The 23,938-nt window shown below is 50.0% G+C and carries 17 protein-coding genes; 16 read left to right on the forward strand and 1 reads right to left on the reverse strand.

Going from position 1 to position 23,938, the window contains the following annotated elements; translation table 11 throughout:
• The first annotated feature begins 245 nt into the window (after positions 1–245).
• The 5 genes from QZT18_RS14265 to QZT18_RS14285 are packed head-to-tail and all read left to right on the forward strand — an operon-like array spanning position 246 to position 7,707.
• Entirely contained in the window at positions 246–416 is a 171-nt protein-coding gene (locus QZT18_RS14265; protein ID WP_294148666.1) for a hypothetical protein, read from the forward strand.
• On the forward strand, positions 413–1,903 hold the full coding sequence (locus tag QZT18_RS14270) for a sodium:solute symporter (protein ID WP_294148667.1): 1,491 nt from the start codon (positions 413–415) through the stop codon (positions 1,901–1,903). Before QZT18_RS14265 ends, QZT18_RS14270 begins: the two co-directional genes overlap by 4 nt.
• Before the next feature lie 27 nt (positions 1,904–1,930).
• Entirely contained in the window at positions 1,931–3,634 is a 1,704-nt protein-coding gene (locus QZT18_RS14275) for a hydantoinase B/oxoprolinase family protein (RefSeq protein WP_294148668.1), read from the forward strand.
• Positions 3,631–5,712 (forward strand): hydantoinase/oxoprolinase family protein, encoded by a 2,082-nt coding sequence (locus tag QZT18_RS14280; protein ID WP_294148669.1) that lies wholly within the window; start codon positions 3,631–3,633, stop codon positions 5,710–5,712. The genes QZT18_RS14275 and QZT18_RS14280 overlap by 4 nt, the downstream gene beginning before the upstream one ends.
• A 60-nt stretch (positions 5,713–5,772) precedes the next feature.
• Positions 5,773–7,707, forward strand: coding sequence for a sigma-54-dependent Fis family transcriptional regulator (locus tag QZT18_RS14285; protein WP_294148670.1), 1,935 nt, complete (start codon positions 5,773–5,775; stop codon positions 7,705–7,707).
• A 64-nt stretch (positions 7,708–7,771) separates the two neighbouring features.
• Here the strand turns inward: QZT18_RS14285 and QZT18_RS14290 are convergent, their stop codons facing one another.
• Entirely contained in the window at positions 7,772–9,106 is a 1,335-nt protein-coding gene (locus QZT18_RS14290; RefSeq protein ID WP_294148671.1) for an FAD-dependent oxidoreductase, read from the reverse strand.
• Positions 9,107–9,418: 312 nt separating this feature from the next.
• Between QZT18_RS14290 and QZT18_RS14295 the strand changes: the two genes are divergently transcribed.
• From QZT18_RS14295 to QZT18_RS14345, 11 genes are all read left to right on the forward strand, one after another.
• Positions 9,419–10,591 (forward strand): carbamoyl phosphate synthase small subunit, encoded by a 1,173-nt coding sequence (locus QZT18_RS14295; RefSeq protein WP_294148672.1) that lies wholly within the window; start codon positions 9,419–9,421, stop codon positions 10,589–10,591.
• The gene (gene carB / locus QZT18_RS14300) at positions 10,578–13,871 is read left to right on the forward strand and encodes a carbamoyl-phosphate synthase large subunit (protein WP_294148673.1); all 3,294 of its coding nucleotides are present in this window, start codon (positions 10,578–10,580) and stop codon (positions 13,869–13,871) included. The genes QZT18_RS14295 and carB overlap by 14 nt, the downstream gene beginning before the upstream one ends.
• A gap of 31 nt (positions 13,872–13,902) precedes the next feature.
• The gene (locus QZT18_RS14305; RefSeq protein WP_294148674.1) at positions 13,903–15,513 is read left to right on the forward strand and encodes a CTP synthase; all 1,611 of its coding nucleotides are present in this window, start codon (positions 13,903–13,905) and stop codon (positions 15,511–15,513) included.
• A 13-nt stretch (positions 15,514–15,526) separates the two neighbouring features.
• A complete protein-coding gene (locus QZT18_RS14310) occupies positions 15,527–16,708 on the forward strand; it encodes an LL-diaminopimelate aminotransferase (protein ID WP_294148675.1) in 1,182 nt (393 codons plus the stop codon).
• 517 nt (positions 16,709–17,225) lie between these two features.
• Positions 17,226–18,455 (forward strand): lactate racemase domain-containing protein, encoded by a 1,230-nt coding sequence (locus tag QZT18_RS14315; protein WP_294148676.1) that lies wholly within the window; start codon positions 17,226–17,228, stop codon positions 18,453–18,455.
• A 57-nt stretch (positions 18,456–18,512) separates the two neighbouring features.
• Positions 18,513–19,721: an aconitase X catalytic domain-containing protein gene (locus QZT18_RS14320; protein WP_125143065.1), complete on the forward strand. Its 1,209-nt coding sequence runs from the start codon at positions 18,513–18,515 to the stop codon at positions 19,719–19,721.
• A 1-nt stretch (position 19,722) separates the two neighbouring features.
• Positions 19,723–20,124, forward strand: coding sequence for an aconitase X swivel domain-containing protein (locus QZT18_RS14325; RefSeq protein ID WP_125143066.1), 402 nt, complete (start codon positions 19,723–19,725; stop codon positions 20,122–20,124).
• Between the two features lie 54 nt (positions 20,125–20,178).
• On the forward strand, positions 20,179–21,264 hold the full coding sequence (locus QZT18_RS14330) for a TRAP transporter substrate-binding protein (protein WP_294148677.1): 1,086 nt from the start codon (positions 20,179–20,181) through the stop codon (positions 21,262–21,264).
• 25 nt (positions 21,265–21,289) lie between these two features.
• Positions 21,290–21,814: a TRAP transporter small permease gene (locus QZT18_RS14335; protein ID WP_294148678.1), complete on the forward strand. Its 525-nt coding sequence runs from the start codon at positions 21,290–21,292 to the stop codon at positions 21,812–21,814.
• Complete coding sequence (locus QZT18_RS14340) at positions 21,811–23,082, forward strand: TRAP transporter large permease (protein ID WP_294148679.1); 1,272 nt, start codon at positions 21,811–21,813, stop codon at positions 23,080–23,082. Before QZT18_RS14335 ends, QZT18_RS14340 begins: the two co-directional genes overlap by 4 nt.
• A 171-nt stretch (positions 23,083–23,253) precedes the next feature.
• Positions 23,254–23,934: a GntR family transcriptional regulator gene (locus QZT18_RS14345; protein WP_294148680.1), complete on the forward strand. Its 681-nt coding sequence runs from the start codon at positions 23,254–23,256 to the stop codon at positions 23,932–23,934.
• The last annotated feature ends 4 nt before the right edge of the window (positions 23,935–23,938 follow it).

Below are 23,938 nucleotides of genomic sequence, written 5' to 3' on the forward strand. Positions count from 1 at the left end.
GGACTTATGTGCGCTATATCAACCTGATTCATTACTGGCATCACTGCACCTTCCCATGGCATGTCGGCCTGATGTACCAGTATAAGAGCCCTGAAGAGATTGATTTGATGCAGAAAATGGTTCATGATTGACGGTAGATTGACCGTAACAGGTATTTGGCAGGATTCGGCCGTAATTGGGGTCATGTTTCATTAATGGGGGCCGGCTGCTTCATTTTATGAGGGATTGAAGGGAGGAGTTATTTTATGTTTGGTTTGCCTTTGTGGCTTACAATATTTCTGATTCTCTATGCAATTATGATAATAGGAGTTTGGGTCTTATCTTTTTCAAATGTGCTTTTTGATGAGGAAGAGGATGATAAGGCGGAGTGCGGCAGCGCAGAATGCGGGAAAGAAGCGGGAGGAGAAATAATATGAATGACAGAGTAATCTATATTTTAGTCTTTATAGTCTATATTGCTTTTTGCCTCGGCATTTCCGCAATCGTTAAAAAGAAAGAGACTCACAGGGACAGTAAGGGATTTCTGCTGGGGGACAGAAGCATCGGACCATGGCCTATTGCTTTTTCCTTTGTTGCCACCCTGGTGAGCGCGTCGCTGTTTATGGGAAGCGGTCCGAAGATCTATTCCCAGGGCTGGCCGTTTGCCATCTACGGGCTGCTGCTGTTAAATGTGGGAATCGTTCTGGCCTGGATACTGTATGCCAAGAGACTGTCCAGACTGACGACCAAGTTTAACGCCCTGACACTGGCGGAGCTGTTTCATTACAGATACAATTCCAGGGGAATTAAGATTTTTTCTTCCGTTGCCACCATTGTCGTTTATATTCCGCTGATGGGCGCCCAGCTCGTAGCGGCAGGAAAGCTGTTCCAGAGCATTTTCGGCCTGCCGTTCTGGAGCGGGATTGTGCTGGTGGGAATGGTGCTCACCATCGTAACTGCGGTGGGCGGTTTCAAATCCGTCGTTTATAACGATTTTTTCCAGGGAATTATCATGTACGGCATCTTCTTTGTGCTGGTGCCGCTGATGGTTTATAAAGTCGGAGGGCTGACCGCAATGAATAACCGCCTGACCGCGGAGTTCCCTCAGTTTTTTATAATGCATGACGATTATTGGACTCCCGTGATGATTACGTCCTGGGTTTTCTACTTTATTTTCGGGCTTAATCTGGCACAGCCGTCTCTGCTGGTACGTTTTCTGGCCTGCAAGGATACAAAGGTTATAAAGCGTGCGTTTCCACTGGCGGTTACCTGTCATGCATTTGGAATTTTCAGTGTCGCCATTATCATGATGGCCGCTGCGCTGCTGTTCCCGGGCATTACGGACCGTGAAATAATCTTTCCCACGATTGTCACAAACCTGCTTCCTCCGGTGATGGGCGGCATGGCAATCTGTGCCGTATTTGCCTGTATGATGTCTACGGTGGATTCCCTGATGCTTGTGGCCTCCGGTTCTTTTACAGAAGATATTTACAAAGGGTTTTTCAATAAGAAAGCGACAGAGAAGGAAATTTATAATGTGGGGATTATCAGTACGGTCGTAATCGGCATCGGTTCCATCCTTACCGCCATTTACTCGGGAAAGGGCGTTTTGGAGCTGATTGTACTGGCGGAATCCTGTCTGATTCCAATCTACCTGTTCTCTGTTCTGGGAGTGACCCATTTGAAACGTCTCACATCGGCCGGAGTGCTGTCGGGCATGATTGCCGGAGCAATTGTTGCCTTTGGCTGGGAAATCATTTATAGCTGGGACATCTGTGTTCCCGTCATGCCGGCCATCATTGTATGTGCGGCAGTCACGATTGTTGTGAGTTTAATGACTCCTGCGCCGTCATCAGCCGTCACCGACGCTTTCTGGGGCAGAACGGCAAAAGAAGAACTGGAAGCGTATTATTCACAGAACTAATCGATTATTGAAATTTGGAGGTATTTTATGGATATCAATCCTGCAACCCTTGAAGTAATCAGGAACAGCCTGGTTTCCATTGCCGAGGAGATGGGTGTTAGCCTTGTGCGCACAGCCTATTCGCCGGGAGTGAAAGAGCGCCGTGACTGTTCCTGTTCCATCTATGACGCCGACGGCCGGATGACCGCCCAGGCCGAACACGTCCCCCTTCACTTAGGCGTAATGCCCCAGGCAGTGAAAGAGATTCTGAAGCTGTTTCCGGCGGAGCAGATGCGCCCGGGCGACGCTTATATCATCAATGATCCGTATCTGGGTGCGAATCACCTTCCCGATATTATTATGGTTACTCCGGTATTTTACCGGGACATGCTTTTTGCCTATGTGGGCAATATGGCCCATCACAGCGATGTGGGTGGCATGAGGCCCCGCAGCATGGCGGGGGACAGCACGGAGATTTTTCAGGAAGGAATCAGGATGCCGGGGATTAAGCTGGCCGAAAAAGGGGAATTTGGCGCCCATATCCTGCGCTTTATCCTGGCCAATACGAGGACGCCGGAAAATGTGGAGGGCGATCTGAACGCCCAACTGGCTGCCAACATGCTGGCCTGCCGGCGCCTGGGAGAACTGTGCGGCAAATATGGACTGGACGTGCTCCGCGGCAGCATGAAGCTGATTCTGGATAAATCGGAGCAGCAGATGAGGGAGGAACTTAAGAAGGTGCCGGATTGTACCGTTTACGGCCGTTCCGCCGTGGACTGCGGCGATACCTCTTACCCGATTTGCGTCAAAGCAATCTTTGAGGGAGGGAGCCTGACGCTTGATTTCACCGGGAGCAGTCCGCAGACGGCAAGCCCTGTCAACGCGGCTCCGGCTGCGACCCAGGCCGCCGTTAAGTTTGCCGTTAAGACGCTGATCGCCCCCGGTATTCAGCCGAATGAGGGAGCATTCCGGGCAGTGCGGACAATTTTACCGCCGGGAATTATCATAAATCCCGTATCGCCGGCCCCGGTGGCCGGTTCCTGTGAGGTGAGTTACAAGACGGTGGAGGCTATTTTCGACGCATTGGCCTCCCTCTTCCCGGAACAGATTATCGCCGGGTCCGGGGCGGGCGGCGTGCTCTCCTTCGGAGGTTATGATTCCGTGCAGGGAAAGGCCTATGCGTACGGCGAGGGCCTGGGAGGCGGATTCGGCGCCTCGGGTTATAAAGACGGAGAGAGCGCGTGTAAGCCCTCCATGTCCAATTCCAAGGATTCTCCGGCCGAGGTGCTGGAAATGACTTATCCCATCCGGGTTTCCGGTTTTGCGCTGCGTCCCGATTCCGAGGGCGCGGGGCAGTACCGCGGCGGATTTGGATTCTGCCGGAGCTTTGAAATGCTGGATGACAATGTGATCTGGTCTACGCAGACAACCATGTATTCTCTGCGGCCTCAGGGGCGCCATGGCGGGCTGGAGGCGGAGACGTCCGAATGTGTTGTGAATCCGGGTAAGGAGAATGAACGGAAATTGGAGGCCTATGGAACCGCAGTGCTGAATAAGGGAGATATCATTGAACTGCGCAGTGCGGGTGGAGGCGGCTACGGAGAACCGGGAAGGCGTGAACGCAGTCTTATTATGAATGATATCCGTAACGGACTGCTAAGCGTGGCGCGGGCGGCTGAGGTGTATGGTTATAAAACAGATTCGGAAGTATTTTTAGAACAGGATTACAAGGAAAAAGGAGGGGATTTATGATGGCGGATACGGCGGCGCGTGAGCGCTATAAAGTTTCAATTGATATCGGCGGGACCTTTACGGATGTGGTTTCCATGAGGGAGAGCGACGGCCTCATCCGGGTCATTAAAGTTTCCTCTACCCCGGACGATCCCAGCAGGGCGTTCCTGCAGGGAATAAGAGAGCTTTCAGAACGTCTGGATATCCGTCCGTCCGATATTTCCTGCCTGATTCACGGCTCCACGGTGGGATGTAATGCCGTAGTCCAGGGAAGGCTGCCCAAGACGGCGCTGGTTACGACGGAGGGTTTTAGGGACGTTCTGGAAATTGCCAGGATGCTCCGTCCCGCATCCTATGATCTGCACTTTTCAAAGGCGCGTCTTCTGGTGCCGCGCCATCTGCGTTTCGAGGCGGCCGAGCGGATCGGCGCGGGAGGTGAGATTGTAAAAGCCCTCACCGAAGAGGAACTTCGGAGGATTGTAAAAGAAGTAAAGGACAGCGGAGCCAAAGCGGTTGCCGTAAGCTGCCTGTTCTCCTTTATTAATCCGGAACATGAGAGGGCAATCGGCGAGGCGCTGCGCAGAGGAATCCCAGGCTGCCAGGTCTGCCTTTCCTGCGAGGTCAATCCGATTTTCCGTGAGTATGAGCGGACCTGTGTCACGGTTTTAAATGCGGCCCTGGTCAATGTGATGAGTACGTATTTGGAAAAAATACATGCCGGTCTGAGGGAAATGGGCTGTGCCGCCCCGCTCTACATCATGCGCCAGGACGGCGGCTATATGGGAAGTGCAGTGGCTCAGACCATGCCGGTGCAGGCCCTTGTATCCGGCCCCACGGGCGGGGCTCTTATGGCAAATTATCTGGGGCATCTCACCGGCAATATGGATGTTGTCTCCCTGGATGTGGGAGGCACGACCGCGGATGTGTGCATGACGACGGACGGAGAGATTCAGATTGCGGACAGTCTCCAGGTGGGCGGCTATCCTCTGAGCATGCGTTCGATTGAAGTCAATGCGGTGGGAGCAGGCGGAGGAAGTATTGCCTGGGTTGATTCGGGCGGTTTTCTTCATGTGGGACCCGACAGTGCGGGTTCCAACCCCGGCCCGATTGCGTACGGGCTGGGTGGTAAAAATGTCACCCTGACGGATGCGAATCTGGCGCTGGGAAGACTGGAATCGGGGAGTCTTTTGAACGGTGATATGACAATCGACGCAAAACTCGCCGGAGAGGCGGTGGCCGAATTTGCCCGGACGATCGGAATGAGCGCGGAGGAGGCGGCCGAGGGAATTGTTAAAATCGCCGTAGCCAATATGGCAAAGGGAATCCGGGTGATCTCGGTGGAACGCGGCTTCGATCTGCGCGATTTCACGCTTGTTCCGTTTGGCGGGGGCGGAGCCATGTATGCCTCGGAAATTGCGCGTGAACTCGGAATTCCCAGGGTAATCATACCGCGTCATCCGGGAACCGGTTCCGCTTTCGGACTGCTGACCTCCGACCTGCGCCATGTGGCTAGCCGCAGTTTTGTCTCTTCCGTGGAGGCGGAGAAAGCAAAAGAGCTGCAGGCTCTGGCCGAAGAGCTGACGGCCGGAGTGCTTAAAACGATGAAGGAAGAGGGACATGAGGCAAAAGAAGTGGCTCTCAGCGCAACGGCCGATTTCCGCTATAAGGGACAGTCGTATGAGATTCCGGTTCCTGTTACGGTTCCCATTGACGGTGAAACTCTGAAGGAGGCCGTCGGACAGTTCCACTGTCTGTATGAGGTGCGGTACGGCCATTGCAACCGCAGCCATGTTGTGGAGATTGTCAATCTGCACATTGCCGGAGTGGCGTCCATCGGGCGGGCAAAGCTTAAAAAAATCCCGGAGGGAGCCGGTGCCAAGCAGGCGGTTGTGGGCAGCCGTTATGTGGTATTTCAGGGGCAACGTTACAAGACCGCAGTCTACCAGAGAGAACGGCTGGGAGCCGGCGACGGTATTACAGGCCCCGCAGTCATCAGCGAGTATGATTCTACGACAATTCTCTGGCCCGGTGACGAGGTCCGGGTAGACGGGTACGGAAACCTTGTGCTAAACTGTAAAAAAGCAGAGAACGTGTTTTAAAATTTCATCCAGAAGGTGATTGTTCGGCCGGGAGCCATACGGCGGAAGCGGGGGACGGATATGAAAGAGATTGCGATCTTATTGGAAAACAGGGAACAGGACTATGCGGTAGGAAATTTTATTAAGGAAAACCTCAGGGAGGTGCTGGAGGACACGGTCCGGATCCGCATCTGTTTCCTGGAAGATAAGGACGAATTTCATTTTTCCTCGGTTGATTTGATTTTGGTTATGGTCCACAGGCTGATTCACGCCGTTTACAGCCAGATATCCGATTTTTATAATAAAGAGAATATTCTGTTTGTCTCCCGGACGCTGTCCAGAGAAGCGCTCGATAAAATCAACCGTATTCCCTGCGGGGAGAGGGCGCTTGTGTTTAACCGTTCCCAGTATACGACAATGGAGACGCTGCGGCTTCTGTACCAGTTGGATGTGATGCATCTGGACCTGGTGCCCTATGGCCCGACGGTGGACATATCGGAATTTAAGTATATTATCACACCTGGGGCCATGGATTTTATTCCGGAGTGCGGGGGTGAGATTGTCAATATAGGATACCGGCAGCTCGACTGTTATTCCTTTCTGGACATATTTTCCCACCTGGGTATCAGCGACGACAGGATAAACAGGAACCTGTTCCGGTATACGGAACATCTCTCGGCAAAGCACACCGATGTGGAAAAATGGTATCTGACCACCCAGATGACCTGCAGGACATTAGAAAATATCATGAGCCGGATCGATTTTGGAATCCTGGTGGCGGAGGCGGGACGGCGTGTCATCTATTACAACCGGAAGATCCGGGGCATTCTCCGGCAGGATGTGAGGGAAGGGGAACTTTTTGAAATAAAAGACAACCAGGAGATGACCAGGCAGTTATTTGAAGAGGATTTCCACAGCGAACTCATTCAGATTGGGGAAGAACGCGTCATGGTGGAGCGTTATCCGCTGTCCGATGAGGATATTGCCATGGGGTATTACTTCGAATTCCAGCCGGTTCAGAATATTAACAACATGGGGAGCAGGATCAGTGAAAAGCTGCGCAAATCCGGATTGTACGCCAAGTTTACCTTCCGCGACATTATTTACCGCTCCCCGGAGATGAAAAAATGTGTGGACGTGGCTAAGAAATTAGCCAGGACCGAATTCTCCATCCTGGTTGCCGGGGAGAGCGGTTCGGGTAAAGAATTGTTTGCCCAGTCTATTCACAACGCGTCCGCATGCTCCAAGGGCCCGTTTGTCGCCGTAAACTGTGCCGCCTTCCCGGAGAATCTTCTGGAAAGCGAGCTGTTCGGTTATGAGGGAGGAGCGTTTACGGGATCCAGGAAGGAAGGGAAAATCGGTCTGTTCGAACTGGCCAACAAGGGGAGTATTTTTCTGGATGAGATAGGGGAAATGTCCTATTCCCTCCAGTCAAAGCTGCTCCGCGTATTGCAGGAAAAAAGAATTATGCGGGTGGGAGGCGATCACTTTATCGATATCGACATCCGCGTCATATCGGCAAGCAACCGCAATCTGAAGGAAGAGGTGAAGGAAAAACATTTCCGGGCGGATCTCTATTACCGCCTGTCGACCTTTACCATTACCATCCCTCCGCTCAGGAACCGCAGGGAAGACATCCTGCCTCTTTTCCGGACGTTCTGCCACAGTCAGCCGTCCTTAAGCAGTGCAGAGGAGGAGATTCTGCGTTCCTATCAGTGGGACGGTAATGTGAGGGAGCTGCAGAATGTAGCGGCCTATTACGACGTAATCGGCAATCTGGAACTGCTCTCGATTCCTTCCGGCGTCCCGGTTTCACCTTTAAACGCAAAGGAAAAAATCGTGGATCTGCTGGGCCGGTATCCCAATGAGGGACTGGGCCGGAAACGTCTCATAAATCTTTTAAAGGAAGAGGGCGTTCCACTGAGTGAAGGCCGTTTTGAGGCCCTAATCAGGGAACTGATACAGGAAAATGTGATTTCCCGCGGCCGGGGACGTCAGGGAATCCGCCTGAACTGAAATCCGGTTTCCGGAGCCCGGTGGATGACGGGGGAACAGGCCGCATTCCATCTGAACAGGCTAATTACCGTCCGGGATTCTTTTTCAAATCCCCTGTCGCCGGATTATCAATCAGATGCCCGTCGGAATCAAAGCGGGAGCCGTGGCACGGGCAGTCCCAGGTATGCTCCTGCTTATTCCATTTCAGGGCGCATCCCAGGTGTGGACAGCGGGGACTGGATATGGTCAGAAGATTCATTGTCGCCTCCAGCGCATTGGCGGCGAGCTGCGGCCGGAGTATGGTTCTGGATGGTGAGAACAGGGCGGAATAGGGGGAATCCTGTTCCGTTATAAGGGCGGTGAGCACCATAGCGGACACCATGGAGGAGGTCATGCCCCATTTGTTAAAACCCGCGGCGGCGTAAAGATTCGGCGTGTTTTTCGAATAATGCCCGATATACGGTACATTGTCTAATGTCATGCAGTCCTGTGTGGCCCAGTGGTACCGTTCGCTGGAACCGGGATAATAGTTCAAGGCAAAACGGCGGAGCTCTTCCCAGCTTCCGCCGGTTTTTCCCGTGCGGTGGCCGCCTCCCCCAATCAGGAGAAGGCCGTCATGGTTTCTGAACGACATTCCGTTTTGTGCCTGATCGACATACATCCCGTCTAAATCCGGCGCATTTTCCAGTGCAATCACATAGGAGCGGTGCTGGTACATCTTCAGGAAATAACTGCCGTGCTTATTGATAAACGGAAAATGCGTTGCCACAATGATTTTATCCGCCGTGATGACGCCGCTGTCCGTGCGCGCTGTACTGCCTTCCAGTTCCCGCACCTCGGTGTGTTCGTAAATATTCAAATCTTTGGCGATTGCATTTACGAACTTAAGCGGATGAAACTGCGCCTGCCCCGTAAAGCGGACGGCTCCGGCCACCGGGAAGGGGAGGGGAAGCTGATGAACCGACTCGGCAGGAAAGTTCAGTCTCTGGAGGGCGTCCAGCTCTTCGGCAATTACCCGGGGATCGTCCAGGGAATAAACATATGCGTCTTTCCTTTCAAAATCACATTCAATCCCGCTGCAGAGCTCCGCATATTTTTTTACGGCCTCCTGGTTGGCGCGAAGGTACAGGTCCGCTTTTTCCGTCCCCAGGCTTTTGAGCAGCTTGTGATAAACCAGCCCATGCTGGGAAGTGATTTTAGCGGTAGTGTTTTTCGTGATTCCGCTGCAAACCGTATCCGCCTCAACCAGAACATAGTCCACGCCGGCCTGTCCGAGCATGTAAGCGCACAAGATCCCCGCCATACCGCCTCCGATGATAAGGACGTCGGTTTTTATATCTTTTTTTAAGCTTTTGAAATTTAAAACAGAAGATGTATCGCTCCATACCGATCCATGCCGGTCGCTGCCGCCTTTTCCCATATGATGTTCGGGCCTCCTTATAAATGAATTTCAATTAGAATGCCCATTTATCTCAGGTTTGATTCCCGATCATGGGGACAGCGATAAGAAATTCCGCCCGTTATGTGGATTACAGTTACAGCGGGCCAGAATTTGCTATGAAAAAAATATTTTTACATATTGACGCAGAAATCTGCCTATGCTATAATTCACCAGAAATGAACAAGGGCGTTCATGAGGTTTGGCCTCATGGACGCTTTTTTTAATTGTTGCAGTTTGGCCGAAGGCTGAGCTGTAACGAATAATCAGGCATAAGAGAGGAATGGTGACAGGATGGAAAGAACGGTATATCTCCTTTTGGAAAATGGCGAATACTTTGAGGGAAAAGGATTTGGCGCCTCTTTAGACGAAGTGGCCGGTGAAGTGGTATTTACGACGGGAATGACGGGATATCTTGAGACAATCACCGACCCCAGCTATTTTGGACAGATTGTCGTGCAGACATTCCCGATGATTGGCAATTACGGTGTGATTCCGCAGGATTTTGAAAACAAAGAAGTGCATATATCGGCTTATATCGTAAAAGAATGGTGTCAGGACCCCTCCAACTTCAGGAGCAGTGGTAATCTTGACACTTTTTTTAAGGAAAGAAATATTCCCGCCGTTTACGGAATAGATACCAGGAAGCTGGCAAAGACTATCCGTGAAACGGGTTCCATGAACGGAAAACTGACGGTAAAGCAGCCGCCGTTTGCAAAAGAGGAACTGGAAGAAATAAAGAAATTCCGCATCCGGGATGCGGTTGAAAATGTAACGCCGATGGGAAACAGACTGATTAAAACCGGTGGAGAAACAAAATACCGGGTTGCCCTCTGGGATTTCGGGGCGAAGGAAAATATCCTCAGAGAGCTGACAAAGAGGGGCTGTGACGTATACGACATTGCGGCGTCCACCACGGCGGAGGAAATCCTTGCGCTCGCTCCCGACGGAATCATGCTGTCCAACGGACCGGGTAATCCCGAGGACAATTTGTCCGTGATAGAAGAACTTAAAAAAATCGCAGAGACAAAAGTTCCGATTTTCGGCATCTGTCTGGGACATCAGCTTCTGGCCATTGCAAGGGGAGCAAAGACCGGAAAAATGAAATACGGCCACAGGGGAGCAAACCAGCCGGTCAAGGATCTGGAATCGGGCCGCGTCTATATCAGCAGCCAGAACCACGGTTACGAGGTGCTGAAAGAATCACTTCCGGAAGGGGCCGAGGAGACGTTTATCAATGTTAACGACGGCACCTGCGAGGGGATTACTTACCGCGATATCCCGGCGTTTACCGTGCAGTTCCATCCGGAGGCGTGTGCGGGGCCGAAGGACACGGAAGTTCTGTTCGGCCGCTTTATCAGCATGATGAAGGAGTACCAAGAGAAGAACGGGGCAGAGAAAACAGGAGCTGCCGTAGGAGAAAACGCAGCGGGAACAGAGAAGGAGGAAAGGCATGCCGTTAAATAAGAATTTGAAAAAGGTGATGGTGATCGGTTCCGGACCGATTGTCATCGGGCAGGCGGCCGAGTTTGATTATGCGGGAACCCAGGCATGCCGTGCACTCAAGGAAGAGGGCCTGTCCGTCGTTCTGGTCAATTCCAATCCGGCCACTATTATGACGGACAGCGCTATTGCGGATCACGTTTACATTGAGCCGCTGACACTTAAAGTGGTGAAGCGGATTATAGAAAAAGAAAAGCCGGACAGCATTCTCTCCACACTTGGAGGCCAGACCGGACTGACTCTTTCCATGGAGCTGGCGAAAGAAGGTTTTCTTAAAAGCCACGGCGTCACTTTGCTGGGAGCCTCTCCGGAGACGATAGACAAGGCGGAGGACAGGCAGTGCTTTAAAGACACGATGGAGGAGATCGGCGAGCCGATGATTCCGTCCGAGGTTGTCCGGGCGGTGGACGAGGCAATAAGTTTTGCGGCAAAAATCGGATATCCGGTGATTGTGAGACCGGCCTTCACGCTGGGCGGAACGGGAGGCGGCATCGCAAAGTCGGAGGAAGAGCTCCGTGAGATTGCAACAGCAGGCATAAGACTGTCCCCCATCGGCCAGATTCTGGTGGAGCGGTGCATCGCAGGCTGGAAAGAGATTGAATTTGAGGTAATGCGGGACGGCGCCGGCAATGAGATTACCGTCTGCTCCATGGAGAATTTCGACCCGGTCGGAATCCACACCGGCGATTCGATTGTCATCGCCCCGGCGGTTACCCTGGCGGACCGGGAATACCAGATGCTCCGCTCCGCGGCCCTGAATATCATACAGGCCATGGGAATCGAGGGCGGCTGCAACTGCCAGTTTGCGCTGAATCCCGAGAGCTTTGAATATGCGGTAATCGAGGTGAATCCGCGTGTTTCCAGGTCATCGGCCCTGGCCTCCAAGGCCACCGGCTATCCGATCGCCCGCGTGGCGACGAAGATTGCAATCGGTTACCGTCTGGATGAGATTCCCAACGAGGTCACCGGGGAAACCATGGCCTGCTTTGAACCGGCCTTAGATTATGTGGCGGTCAAATTCCCGAAATGGCCGTTTGATAAATTCGTTTACGGACGCAGAAAACTGGGAACCCAGATGAAGGCCACCGGTGAAGTAATGGCGATCGGAAGAAACTTTGAACAGGCGCTTCTTAAGGCGGTCAGGGGAGCTGAGATTTCCCAGGAGAGCCTGAATATGGACAAGATGGAGAGTCTCTCGGAAGAAGAGCTGAAGGAGAAAATTCTTTCCCAGGACGATGAACGGATTTTTGCCATTTACGAGAGCATGAAACGTGGAATGACGGTAGAGTGGCTCCATGAACTGACGAAAATCGACGAATGGTTTTTAAATAAATTGCTCCGTCTGCTGGTTATAGAGCGCAGGATGCAGAACGGTGAATTTACCGAAGAACTTCACCGGGAGGCCAAACAGTACGGATTTCCCGACCGGGTCATTAAGGAGATGACGGGACTTGCAAAAATCCGCCATATTCCAGCTTGCTACAGGATGGTGGACACATGCAGCGCCGAATTCGCGGCCAGCACACCGTATTTTTACGGTTCCTACGGGGAAGAGGACGAGGCGGAGCCGTTTATCAGGGCACATTCCACGGGGAAACCGGTCGTCATGGTCTTCGGCTCCGGTCCGATCCGCATCGGCCAGGGAATTGAATTCGACTATGCCTCCGTGCACTGCGTCTGGTCCTTAAAACGGGCGGGATACGAGGTGGTCATCGTCAACAACAACCCTGAGACGGTGTCCACGGATTTTAATGTGGCGGACCGTCTGTATTTTGAACCTCTTACGCCGGAAGATGTGCTGGATATTATCCGCGTGGAAAAACCGGCCGGGGCCGTCGTAGCCTTCGGCGGACAGACCGCCATCAGGCTGACGAAATGCCTGGTCGAAAACAACATTCCGGTTCTTGGGACGCCGCCGGACAGCATCGATATGGCGGAGGACAGAGGCCGTTTCAATGCCCTGTTAAAAAAACTCAATATGAAACAGCCGTCCGGCGATACGGTCTACACGGAAGATGAGGCCGTCGATACGGCGCGGCGCCTGGGCTATCCGGTGCTTGTGCGCCCCAGCTATGTATTAGGCGGCCAGAACATGATTATCGCTTATAACGACGACGATATACACGAATACATGAAAATTATCCTGGCCCAAAGAATTGAAAATGCCATTCTGATTGACAAGTACTTGATGGGAACGGAACTGGAAGTGGACGCCATCTGCGACGGGGAGGATGTACTGATTCCCGGAATTATGGAACACATCGAACGGGCCGGTGTCCATTCGGGCGACTCCATTGCCGTATATCCGGCGTTTATGCTGACGGAGAGCCAGAAGGACCGCCTTGTGGATTACTCCATCCGTCTTGCGCTTTCTCTGGGGACAAAGGGACTGATTAACATCCAGTATGTACTTCATAATGACACGATTTACATCATAGAAGTCAATCCGAGATCTTCACGCACCGTTCCATACATCAGTAAGGTGACGGGCGTTCCGATGGTGGATCTGGCAACCAGAATCATGGTGGGAGAGACCTTAAAAGATATGGGATACGAGACGGGACTCTATCCCTCCTCCCCGTACTACGCGGTAAAGGTACCGGTATTCTCGTTTGAAAAACTGTCCGACGTAGACACACAGCTCGGTCCGGAAATGAAGTCCACCGGAGAAGTTCTGGGTATCGCAGGAACGATGGAGGAGGCTCTCTATAAGGGAATGACGGCGGCCGGTTATTCGATGAAGAGAGATGGAGGTCTTTTAATCAGTATCCGTGATACGGATAAGGGCGACTTAAAAGAGCTTGCAAAAACGTTTGTTTCCATGGGATTCCCCATCTATGCCACGGAAGGGACGGCCAGAAAACTGAACAGCGCGGGCATCTCTTCGACGATTGTGAAAAAACTGAAGGAAGCAAAAGAGGGAGAGGAGACAACCATCTCAGTGATGGAAAAGGGCCTGGTAAGCTACGTTCTTTCCACATCGGCCACCGGCCGCCAGCCGGGGCGCGACAGCGTAAGGCTCCGTAGAAAAGCGGTGGAACTGGGAATTCCCTGCCTGACCTCCCTTGACACGGCGGCGGTTCTGGCGCTGAGTCTGGAGAGTAAATACGATGAGAGCAATGTGGAGCTTATTGATATTGCCCATATCACCCACAGCGCTTACGGGACCGGAGAGAGCAATGAATGGAAGGAACGGGCGGAGGATATCCGGATTCCGGGATATGTGCTTCAGGGGCATGAATAACAGAAGATACAGTAGAGAGGAGAAATGGAACATGGCAAAATTTATCTTTGTGACGGGCGGTGTCGTATCGGGTCTCGGAAAGGGGATTACGGCGGCATCCCTGGGCCGGCTTCTGAAGGCAAGAGGCTACAAGGTAGCGGCCCAGAAACTGGATCCCTATATCAATGTGGATCCGGGAACAATGAGCCCTTATCAGCACGGTGAGGTATATGTGACGGAAGACGGCGCCGAGACCGATCTGGATCTGGGCCATTATGAGCGTTTTATCGATGAAGATTTAAACCGTTTTTCTAATCTCACAACAGGAAAAGTATACTGGAATGTGCTGAATAAGGAGAGAAAAGGAGAATATCTGGGAGAGACGGTCCAGGTAATTCCCCATATTACCAACGAGATTAAATCATTTATCTATTCCGTGCAGGAAAAAACGGATGCCGACATTGTCATTACGGAGATTGGAGGCACTACCGGCGATATTGAATCCCAGCCGTTTCTGGAGGCAATCCGCCAGGTGTCCCATGAGATGGGAAGGGGGAACTGCCTGTTTATCCATGTCACGCTGATCCCCTACCTGGAATCCTCCGAAGAACATAAATCCAAACCGACCCAGCATTCCGTAAAACAGCTTCAGTCCTTTGGTATCATGCCGGACATCATTGTGACGAGATGCGACCGCCCGGTGGAGCCGTCTATTTTAAAGAAAATCGCTCTGTTCTGTAACGTAAAGGAAGACTGCGTGATTGAAAACCTGACACTCCCCGTGCTCTACGAAGCGCCGATGATGCTTGAAAATGCCGGTCTCGCTAAGATTGCCCTGCGGGAACTGGGAATTGCCGGCACGCCGAAGGAGTGCGATTTAACCGAGTGGAAAGAGATGCTTGAGCGCATTAAAAACAGCGCCGGTGAAGTGACGGTTTCACTGGTCGGCAAGTATGTTAAGCTGCATGATTCTTATCTTTCCATCGTGGAAGCGCTCCGTCACGGCGGATGGGAAAATGGAGTAAAGGTTTTCATCAACTGGATCGACAGCGAGAGCCTGACACGGATGACCGCGGCCAAACTGCTGGCCGGTTCGGACGGAATTATCGTACCGGGAGGTTTTGGAATCCGGGGCACCGAAGGGATGATTGTGGCGGCGGAATTTGCAAGGAGCAATCAGATTCCTTTCTTCGGCATCTGTCTCGGAATGCAGATCGCAGCCATCGAATTCGCCAGAAATGTGCTGGGATATTCGGACGCCAACTCAAGTGAGTTCGATCCGGAGAGCACCCATCCGGTCATCGCTCTGATGGAAGAGCAGATGGGCTGTGAGGATATGGGAGGAACGATGCGTCTGGGGGCCTATCCGTGTCAAATAACACCGGATACAATGATGGAAAAGGCATACCATGCCAGGCAGATCGAGGAGAGGCACCGCCACCGCTATGAGTTTAATAACCGTTACCGCGATGAATATGCGTCGAACGGAGCCGTATTTTCCGGCCAGTCACCGAACGGGAGCCTGGTGGAGGCGATGGAGATACCGGAGCATCCGTTCTATGTGGGAGTCCAGTACCATCCGGAATTCAAAAGCCGCCCAAACAGAGCGCATCCGCTGTTTCGGGAGTTTATAAAAGCGGCGGCAGCAGGAAAAAACAGATAGAGGAGGAGAACAAATGAAACTGAATGCAAATTACAGAAACCTGGCTGAGAGCTACCTGTTTTCCACAATTGCCGGAAAGGTGAAAGACTACACCGCATCTCATCCGGAGGCAGAGATAATCCGTATGGGAATCGGTGACGTGACCCTGCCAATCTGTAAAAAGGCGGCGGAGGCATTTTCACGGGCGGCAATGGAGCAGGGGAATGCAGGGACATTTCACGGCTACGGCCCGGAACAGGGATATGATTTCCTCAGGAATACCATCCGTGATTATTATGGCGGCTTTGGCGTAAAAATCGGAGCGGAAGATATTTTTATCAGCGACGGGGCTAAAAGCGACCTGGGAAATATTCTGGATCTCTTTGATGAGGATAATACGGTTTTAATTCCGGACCCGGTGTATCCGGTCTATATGGATACGAACGTGATGGCGGGAAGCAATATCGAGTACCTGGACGCCGATGTGAGCAACGGGTTTCTTCCCCTGCCTGAAAAGGGGCGGAAGGCAGATCTGATCTATCTCTGTTCCCCTAATAATCCCACCGGCGCCGTGTATAACAGAGAACAGCTCAAAGAATGGGTGGATTTTGCCAATGAGCAGGGGGCGGTGATTCTTTTTGACGCCGCTTATGAGTCATTTATCCTGGAACCGGATCTTCCGAGAAGTATTTTTGAGATCGAGGGCGCCAAGACGTGTGCAATCGAATTCTGTTCTCTGTCAAAGCTGGCCAGTTTCACGGGAACACGCTGCGGTTACACGGTGATTTCCGGTGAGCTTATACGGGAGGGAATGTCTATCAGAAAAATGTGGCTCCGCCGACAGACAACGAAATTTAACGGCGTTTCCTATCCGGTCCAGAGGGCGGCCGAGGCGGCTTTTTCCCCGGAAGGATTAGAAGAATGCCGGAAACATCTCGACGTTTACCAGGAAAATGCCGGAGTGATAACACAGACGCTGACAGAGCTTGGAATCTGGTATGTCGGCGGAAAGAATTCCCCTTATATCTGGCTGCAGTGCCCGAACGGGATGAAATCCTGGGATTTTTTTGACGAGCTGTTAGAAAAAGCCCATGTGGTCGGAACTCCGGGAAGCGGGTTTGGAAAGAACGGAGAAGGATTTTTCCGGCTGTCCGCTTTTGGAACACTGGAAAACACCAGAGAGGCGATGGAGAGAATGAAAAAGATGTGGAAATGAAAAAGATGTGGAAATGAAAATGAAGAGGCTGATGTGACGGTCAGAGACCGGGGACGCTTCCGGTGATAGAATGCTGCTGAAATCTTTTAGACTGTATGTCTGGATTCAGCAGCTTTTTTAGTCTTATTGTTATAAGCAATGGATGGGATGTATGAAGGGATGAAAGATAGACGGTTGATAGTACTTAAATCTGTTTTTAATTCTAATATAAAATGAAGGTATAATAATTTCAGAATTAATATTGAACTTACACCTTTATTTATGTAGTTTATCATTACTTTTCTAAAATATTCTTAAATAAATAGATAGAGAATTCTGACTTCATTTGTTTTTTCACCTCTTAGATTCCTGATGTTACTGAATTAATGTTGATAAAACGATTTAACTTACAATTTAATACAAGTATATCAGAGAATATTGAAAATTAACCAAATATTTTCTGTTGACACTTAATGATAAATATGTATAATTAGATTATACAAGTTACATACAAGATGTACGGTAAGGGAGGTTGCTTATGCCGGTGCTTTTAAGTGAGGATTATACATATGCGTTGCCGAAACTACACAGAGTGCAACAGCTCTTTGACAGAACTTCACTAAACGGTGTGGAAACAATGTTAAGGGGAGAATTGGAGAAGGAAGAAATAACAAAGAAGATCCGTCCGGGGATGAAGGTAGCCGTCGCAGTTGGAAGCCGTGGAATTAAGAATCTTTATCTGATTGTAAAGACCGTAGTGGATGAGCTGAAGGCCAGGGGCGCCAGCCCGTATATCGTCTCGGCCATGGGCAGCCATGGAAACGGCACGGAGGAAGGACAGAGAGAGGTTCTTGAAAGCTATGGAATCACGGAGGAGAACCTGGGAGTCAAGGTAGTTACAACAGTAGATGTCAATTATCTGGGAGTGACACCGTCCGGTAAAAAAGTTTATTTTGACAGAGCAGCCATGGAAGCCGACGCAATCATTCCCATCAACCGCGTCAAGCTGCACACGGATTTTGTAGGAGATTTACAGAGTGGTCTCTGCAAGATGCTGGTGATTGGACTGGGCAACCAGATAGGCTGTTCCTCCATCCACGAGGAAGATCCGGATGAATTTGCAGCGATTATAGAGGATGCCGCCGGACTCATTCTTGAGAAATGTAAAGTAGCCTATGGAATCGCAACAATTGAGAATGCATACGATGAGACATTCATGGTGGAGGCGGTTCCCGCCGATGTGCTGATAGAACGGGAGAAGGAACTGGTAAAGATCGCCAGAACTAAAATGCCGATCTTGATCCCACCTGAAATCGACGTGCTGGTTGTCGAGGAGATTGGAAAGAATATTTCGGGAGCCGGTTACGATCCCAATATTCTCGGGAAAAGTTCCGTACTGAAGCAGTTCTGTCTTCCCGTTCCGAAGATCAAGCGGATGGTCTTACTGGGGGTTACACCGCAGTCGCATGGGAATGCCATAGGGGTTGGGCTTTTCGACGTGACGGTAAAGGAGGTATTTGAGCAGCTGGACTATGAGGCCATGTATGCCAATGCTATTGCCTGCCGGTGTATAGAGGATTGCCGTGTGCCGTTAGTGGCGGCCGATGAGGACGAAGCGGTCCGCGTGGCGGTCAAGTGTATCAGAAATGTAGAAAAAGAACATCTGCGCATTGTAAAGATCAAGAATACACTGGAGCTGGAATATATCGAAGTTTCAGACGCCGTGCTGAACGACATCAGGGAAGATGCGAGAATCAGGATAGTATAAACGGATTAATCCGTCAAATTAACATATAAAATATAAAAAAATAAGGAGGAGGTTTTTATGAAACTGACACAGGAACAGCAGGATATGCTGGATGGAAAGTATGGGAAAGGAACCGCATACGCCATGAAAATTCAGGTGGCCATCGGTGAGTGCTTTGATGCTCCAAGGATGGTGCCGATTACAAGGGCTCACGTAGCGCTTTCCAATCAGGAAGCCGATTTGTGGTTCTGCGAAAAATTACTGAGCGAGGGCGCGAAGTGCCGTATTGCTCCAACCGTCAATCCGGGATTCTGCTATGACTTCTTCACAAAGAGAGATATGGTGGACCCGAAATTTGCCGACTTAATGCAGAGAACCCACAATGCCTATAAGGGAATTGGAGCTCAGCTTACATATAACTGCACGCCGTATATTGACACGAATGTTCCAATGTATAAGGAAGTTATCGCATTCTCAGAGTCAAGTGCAACTCCTTACGTCAATTCGGTATGGGGGGCAAGAAGCAACCGTGAGGGAGCTAACAGCGCGCTCTGTGCTGCAGTAACCGGTTTTGTACCGGAATACGGTCTTCTTCTGGATGAGAACAGAAAAGGCAATATTCTCGTAGAGGTAGAAGCCGATATGAAGACAGCCTACGATTATCATATCCTGGGTATGTTAGGAAAGAAGATTGGTGAGGGAATTCCAGTATTCACCGGACTTCCTAAAGAAACCATCACGAAGGAAGCGCTCAGGAATCTGGGAGCAGAACTGAATACATCGGGAGCCTACGGCATGTACCATATCCTCGGTGTAACACCGGAGGCGCCGGATCTCACGACTGCGTTCGGCGGCAAAGAGCCGGAGAGAAAGGTTGTTATCACAAACCAGGATATGGAAGATATCCTGAAAGAGATTTCCCTGGAAGGAAACCGCCCCATCGATTTTGTTATGTTCGGATGTCCGCATTTTACGCTGGATGAGGTAAAACACATTGCCGAAAAGATCGAAGGAAAGAAACTGGAAAAAGAAATGTGGATTTTAACCTCCAGCCTTGTAAAAGAAATGGCGGAGAGGATGGGATTAGACGAGATCATTACGGAAGCAGGCGGATTTATTGTGCCGGATTCCTGTCCGGATCAGCCATGCTGGCGCCATCTGAACGGAAAAGTAGGCGTAACGGAGTCTCCGAAGTGCGCGTATTATCCGCAGAGAAGAGGAATCCATTTTGTCATCCGCGATTTAGATACATGTATTGAAGCGGCATTAACAGGGGAGGTAAAGTAAGATGAAAAAATACAGCTGCCATAAAATATCGGAAGGTTCTGCAGAGGCGGAAGCAATCGTTTCAAAGGATCACATTATGTTCTATCTGATGAACCCTGAGACAGGGGAGGTTATTGAGAAGGCCCACGATCTGGAGGGAAGATCGGTGGCAAAGAAAGTGCTGATATTCCCGGGCGGAAAGGGAAGCTCCGTAGTTCAGGCAGACGGTTTATACCAGCTTAAAATGCATCAGAACATGCCGGCTGCGATGATTGTGCAGTTTCCGGAGACCGTGCTTGTATCGAGCGCCATTATTATGGAAGTACCGATGGTTGACAAGGTCGACCCGGCTTTTTATGAGGATGTAAAGGACGGAGACAGAATCAGGGTAGATGCAGACAACGGAATTATTGAAATTTTATAAATGATTCAAAGAGGGTAAAAAGTTCAAAGGATGAAAAATCAAGGAGGATGTACTATGAAAAAAGCTAAAAAAGTGATGGCTCTTGGTCTGGCAGCGGTGATGGCCTTCGGACTCAGTGCGTGTGGCGGAAGAAATGCGGGGAATCAGGCAGCCCAGACGCAGGCTCCTGCCGCTGAGGGAGACAATGCGGCCGAGAGCCAGGGGGGTCAGGCATCGGCTGCGGCAGTTACAATCAAGATTGGACACGTGGAGGCGGAAGACCGTTCCACACATAAGGCACTGGTAGAATATTTCAAGAAAACGGTGGAAGAAAAGTCGGGCGGCACAATCAAGGTGGAAATCCATCCCAACAGTGCACTCGGCGGCGATTCAGAACTTACGGAATCAGTGGCAATGGGAACTCTGGAAGCAGCGCTTCCTTCCACATCGGTTCTGGTGGCATATTCACCCGACTTCGGTGTAATGGATATGCCATGGCTCTTCAGCAATGCGGAAAATGCATTCGCCGCAATGGATGGAGACATGGGCAATTACTTTAATGAGAAACTGGAAGCGGTTGGAATCCACAGCCTCGGTTACTCCTACAACGGCCTCAGAAGTATGACGAACAATGTACGTCCTATCACAAAGCCCGAGGATTTAAAGGGACTGAAGATGAGGGTTATGGAGAATCAGGTATTTATCGATTTCTTCAACACATTGGGGGCAAGCGCAACACCGATGAGCTTCAGCGAACTGTTTACGGGACTCCAGCAGAACACGATAGATGGACAGGAAAACCCGCCGTCTCTGATTTACGCGAGCAAGTTCCAGGAAGTGCAGAAATATTTAAGCGTCACGGAGCATGTTAACAATTTCCTTGGTTTCATCATGAACAAGAATTTTTACGACGGCCTGACGGCAGAGCAGCAGCAGATTATTACAGAAGCGGCGGCAGAGTTTGTTAAAGAACAGCGTAAGATGGAACTTGAAGACACAAACCTCTTTGTTGAAAAACTGGAAGAGGATGGAATGCAGGTCAACAGGCTGACTGAAGAGGATAAAGCAGTATTTAAAGAAGCCCTTGCACCAATGTATGATAAGTATAAAGCTCAGTTTGGAGAAGAAGTGTTTAACATGGCAGAAAAATACGAGCAGTAAGTACAAAGGTTAAAGGAGCTGAAGCATGGAAAAGAAAAGTATACTTTCGAGGATAGGCAGGATTTACAACAATCTGGAAGAATACCTTCTGGTTACCAGTCTTATAATAAATGTGCTTCTGGTATTCTTACAGGTTATAATGCGGACGGTGTTTAAAAACTCACTTACCTGGTCGGAGGAACTGTCAAGGTACATCTTCATTTGGCAGATTTGGCTGGGGGCCAGTATTGCCCTGAAATATGATGAGCATATCAGAGTAACATTGATTTATTCTTTCCTTAAAAATAAAAAAGTACAGGCGGCAATCGGTCTTCTGGCTGATTTGATATGGTTCCTGTTCTGCGCCTATATGGTAGTAAACGGCAAAGATCTGCTGGTGTCTATGGCAGCCAGAAAAGCTGTTTCCTCAGGGCTCAGGCTGCCGCTTGTATACGTCTACTCCGTATTCCCGATTGCCTCGTTTCTTGTGTGCGTCAGAATGATGGGAGTACTGGTGAAGGACGTGAAGAAATTTTTTATAAAAGTTGAGGAAGGAGGAAATGTCATATGAGTGCAGCCGTATTATTTGGAAGCTTTTTCGTGCTACTGCTCCTGACAGTACCAATTGGATATGCCATTGGTATTTCCAGTTTGATTGCAATATATTATTTTTCAGACATTCCTCTGATTATTATTGCACAGAAGTCGATTACCGGAGTCGATTCATTCCCGCTTCTGGCTATCCCATTTTTTATGCTGGCGGGGAATCTGATGAGCAGCGGCGGCATTGCTAAGCGGCTCGTGAATTTCTTCGATGCACTGATTGGCCATGTTACAGGCGGCCTTGGTATGGTCACTATCATTGTGTGTATGTTCTTTGCCGCAATATCCGGTTCCGCAGTGGCAACGGTATCGGCCGTAGGAGCTTTTATGATTCCCGAGATGGTGGATCACGGCTACAACAAACCGTTCAGTGCGGCGCTTACAGCGGCAGCGGGAACGATCGGCGTCATTATTCCGCCGTCGATTCCATTTGTAATTTACGGTGTTGTTTCGGGAACTTCAATTACGGATATGTTTACCGCCGGTTTTATGCCCGGAATTATGATGGGTGTTGCCCTCATGATTGTCTGTTACTTTGTTTCGAAGAAAAACGGTTACAGGGGGAAAGAAAAAGCGTCCAGCCCGGCAGAGATATGGGCGGCATTTAAAGATGCGTTCTGGGCGATTTTATCACCAGTTATTATTCTGGGAGGAATCTATTCCGGTTTCTTCACACCGACGGAAGCTGCGGTTATCTCCGTTGTGTACTCATTCATTGTCGGGGTATTTGTATACAAAGAGCTGGATATCAAAGGCGCGTATAAATCATTTAAAGACGCAATCGTGGTAAACGGAGCGACAACGTTCATGGTAGGTTTTTCAACCGTATTTGCAGCTTTCCTTACGATGGCGCAGATACCGAATATGATTGCACAGGTAATTCTGGGGCTGACGGACAATGCGATCCTGATCCTGCTGATTATCAATATCTTCCTGCTGATTGTCGGTATGTTTATTGATAATATTCCTGCAACAATTATCCTTACTCCGATTTTGCTTCCCATCTGTACGGGAATAGGCATGCATCCGGTCACGTTTGGTATTATGCTGACGATGAACCTGGCGATCGGTTTCTGCAGTCCGCCTTACGGAATTAATTTGTTTGTCGCCTCCTCAATATCGAAAGTTTCAATTGAGGATTTGACGAAGAAGATTATAAAACCACTGCTGGCGCTGATTGCGGTATTACTTTTAATTACATATGTGCCTATCTTTACAACAATATTCCTTAAATAGTAAAAAAGCTGTAAAATAAAGGGGAAAAGGCTCCTGCCACACTGGACAGGGGCCTTTTTTAATAGTAAGATAATGGTAACTATTCAGCAGGGGATTCCCCATGACCAGGGGGATAAAGACGTAAATTTTACAGCTGGTTTCAAATATATATGCAGACAAGGAATTATGTAAATGGGTGAACAGAACAGTCTATTAAGAAAAACACAGAAGCCAAGCTATGTACAGATGGCTTATGATGGAATCAGGAACTTGATTATTGAAGAGGAGATAAGCCCGGGTGAGTTATTAAGTGAGAATCAGCTGGCCGCTTATCTGAACATGAGCCGGACACCTGTGAGAGAGGCGATACGCCGCCTGCAGGCAGAGGGATTCCTGGAATCCAGAAAAGGTCTGGGAACCTTCTTAAAACCGCTCACATCAAAAGACGTAAGAAATATTTATGAGGTCAGGGAGGCACTTGAACTAATTGCCTGCGAGACTTCGATTTTTCAGATTACCGACGAAGAGATAGAAGAAGTAAGAAGCAGTCTTCAGTCCCTGCTTGACCGTCACGCGGCCGGTGAAGGGATAGACAGGATGGAGTTCAGCAAGCTGGACGGCCAGTTTCACGATTTAATTGTCCAGAAATCGAATAACGGGTATATTAAAATCCTGATGGATCAGATCTATTTTAATGTGGATCGTTACAGGGTTATTTCGTTCAGTGTATCCCTCGATCTGGAGGAGAGCACGAAACAGCACCTGGATTTGCTGGACTGTCTGAAAGAGAGGGATCTTCAGAAATTGAAGACGGCGCTCAGCGCCCACCTGGAATGGTCCCTGGAACTGCTTTTGAAACATCTGGAGCTTTAGCGCT

The organism is uncultured Clostridium sp. (genome assembly GCF_900547735.1).
Lineage (GTDB): Bacteria > Bacillota > Clostridia > Lachnospirales > Lachnospiraceae > Otoolea.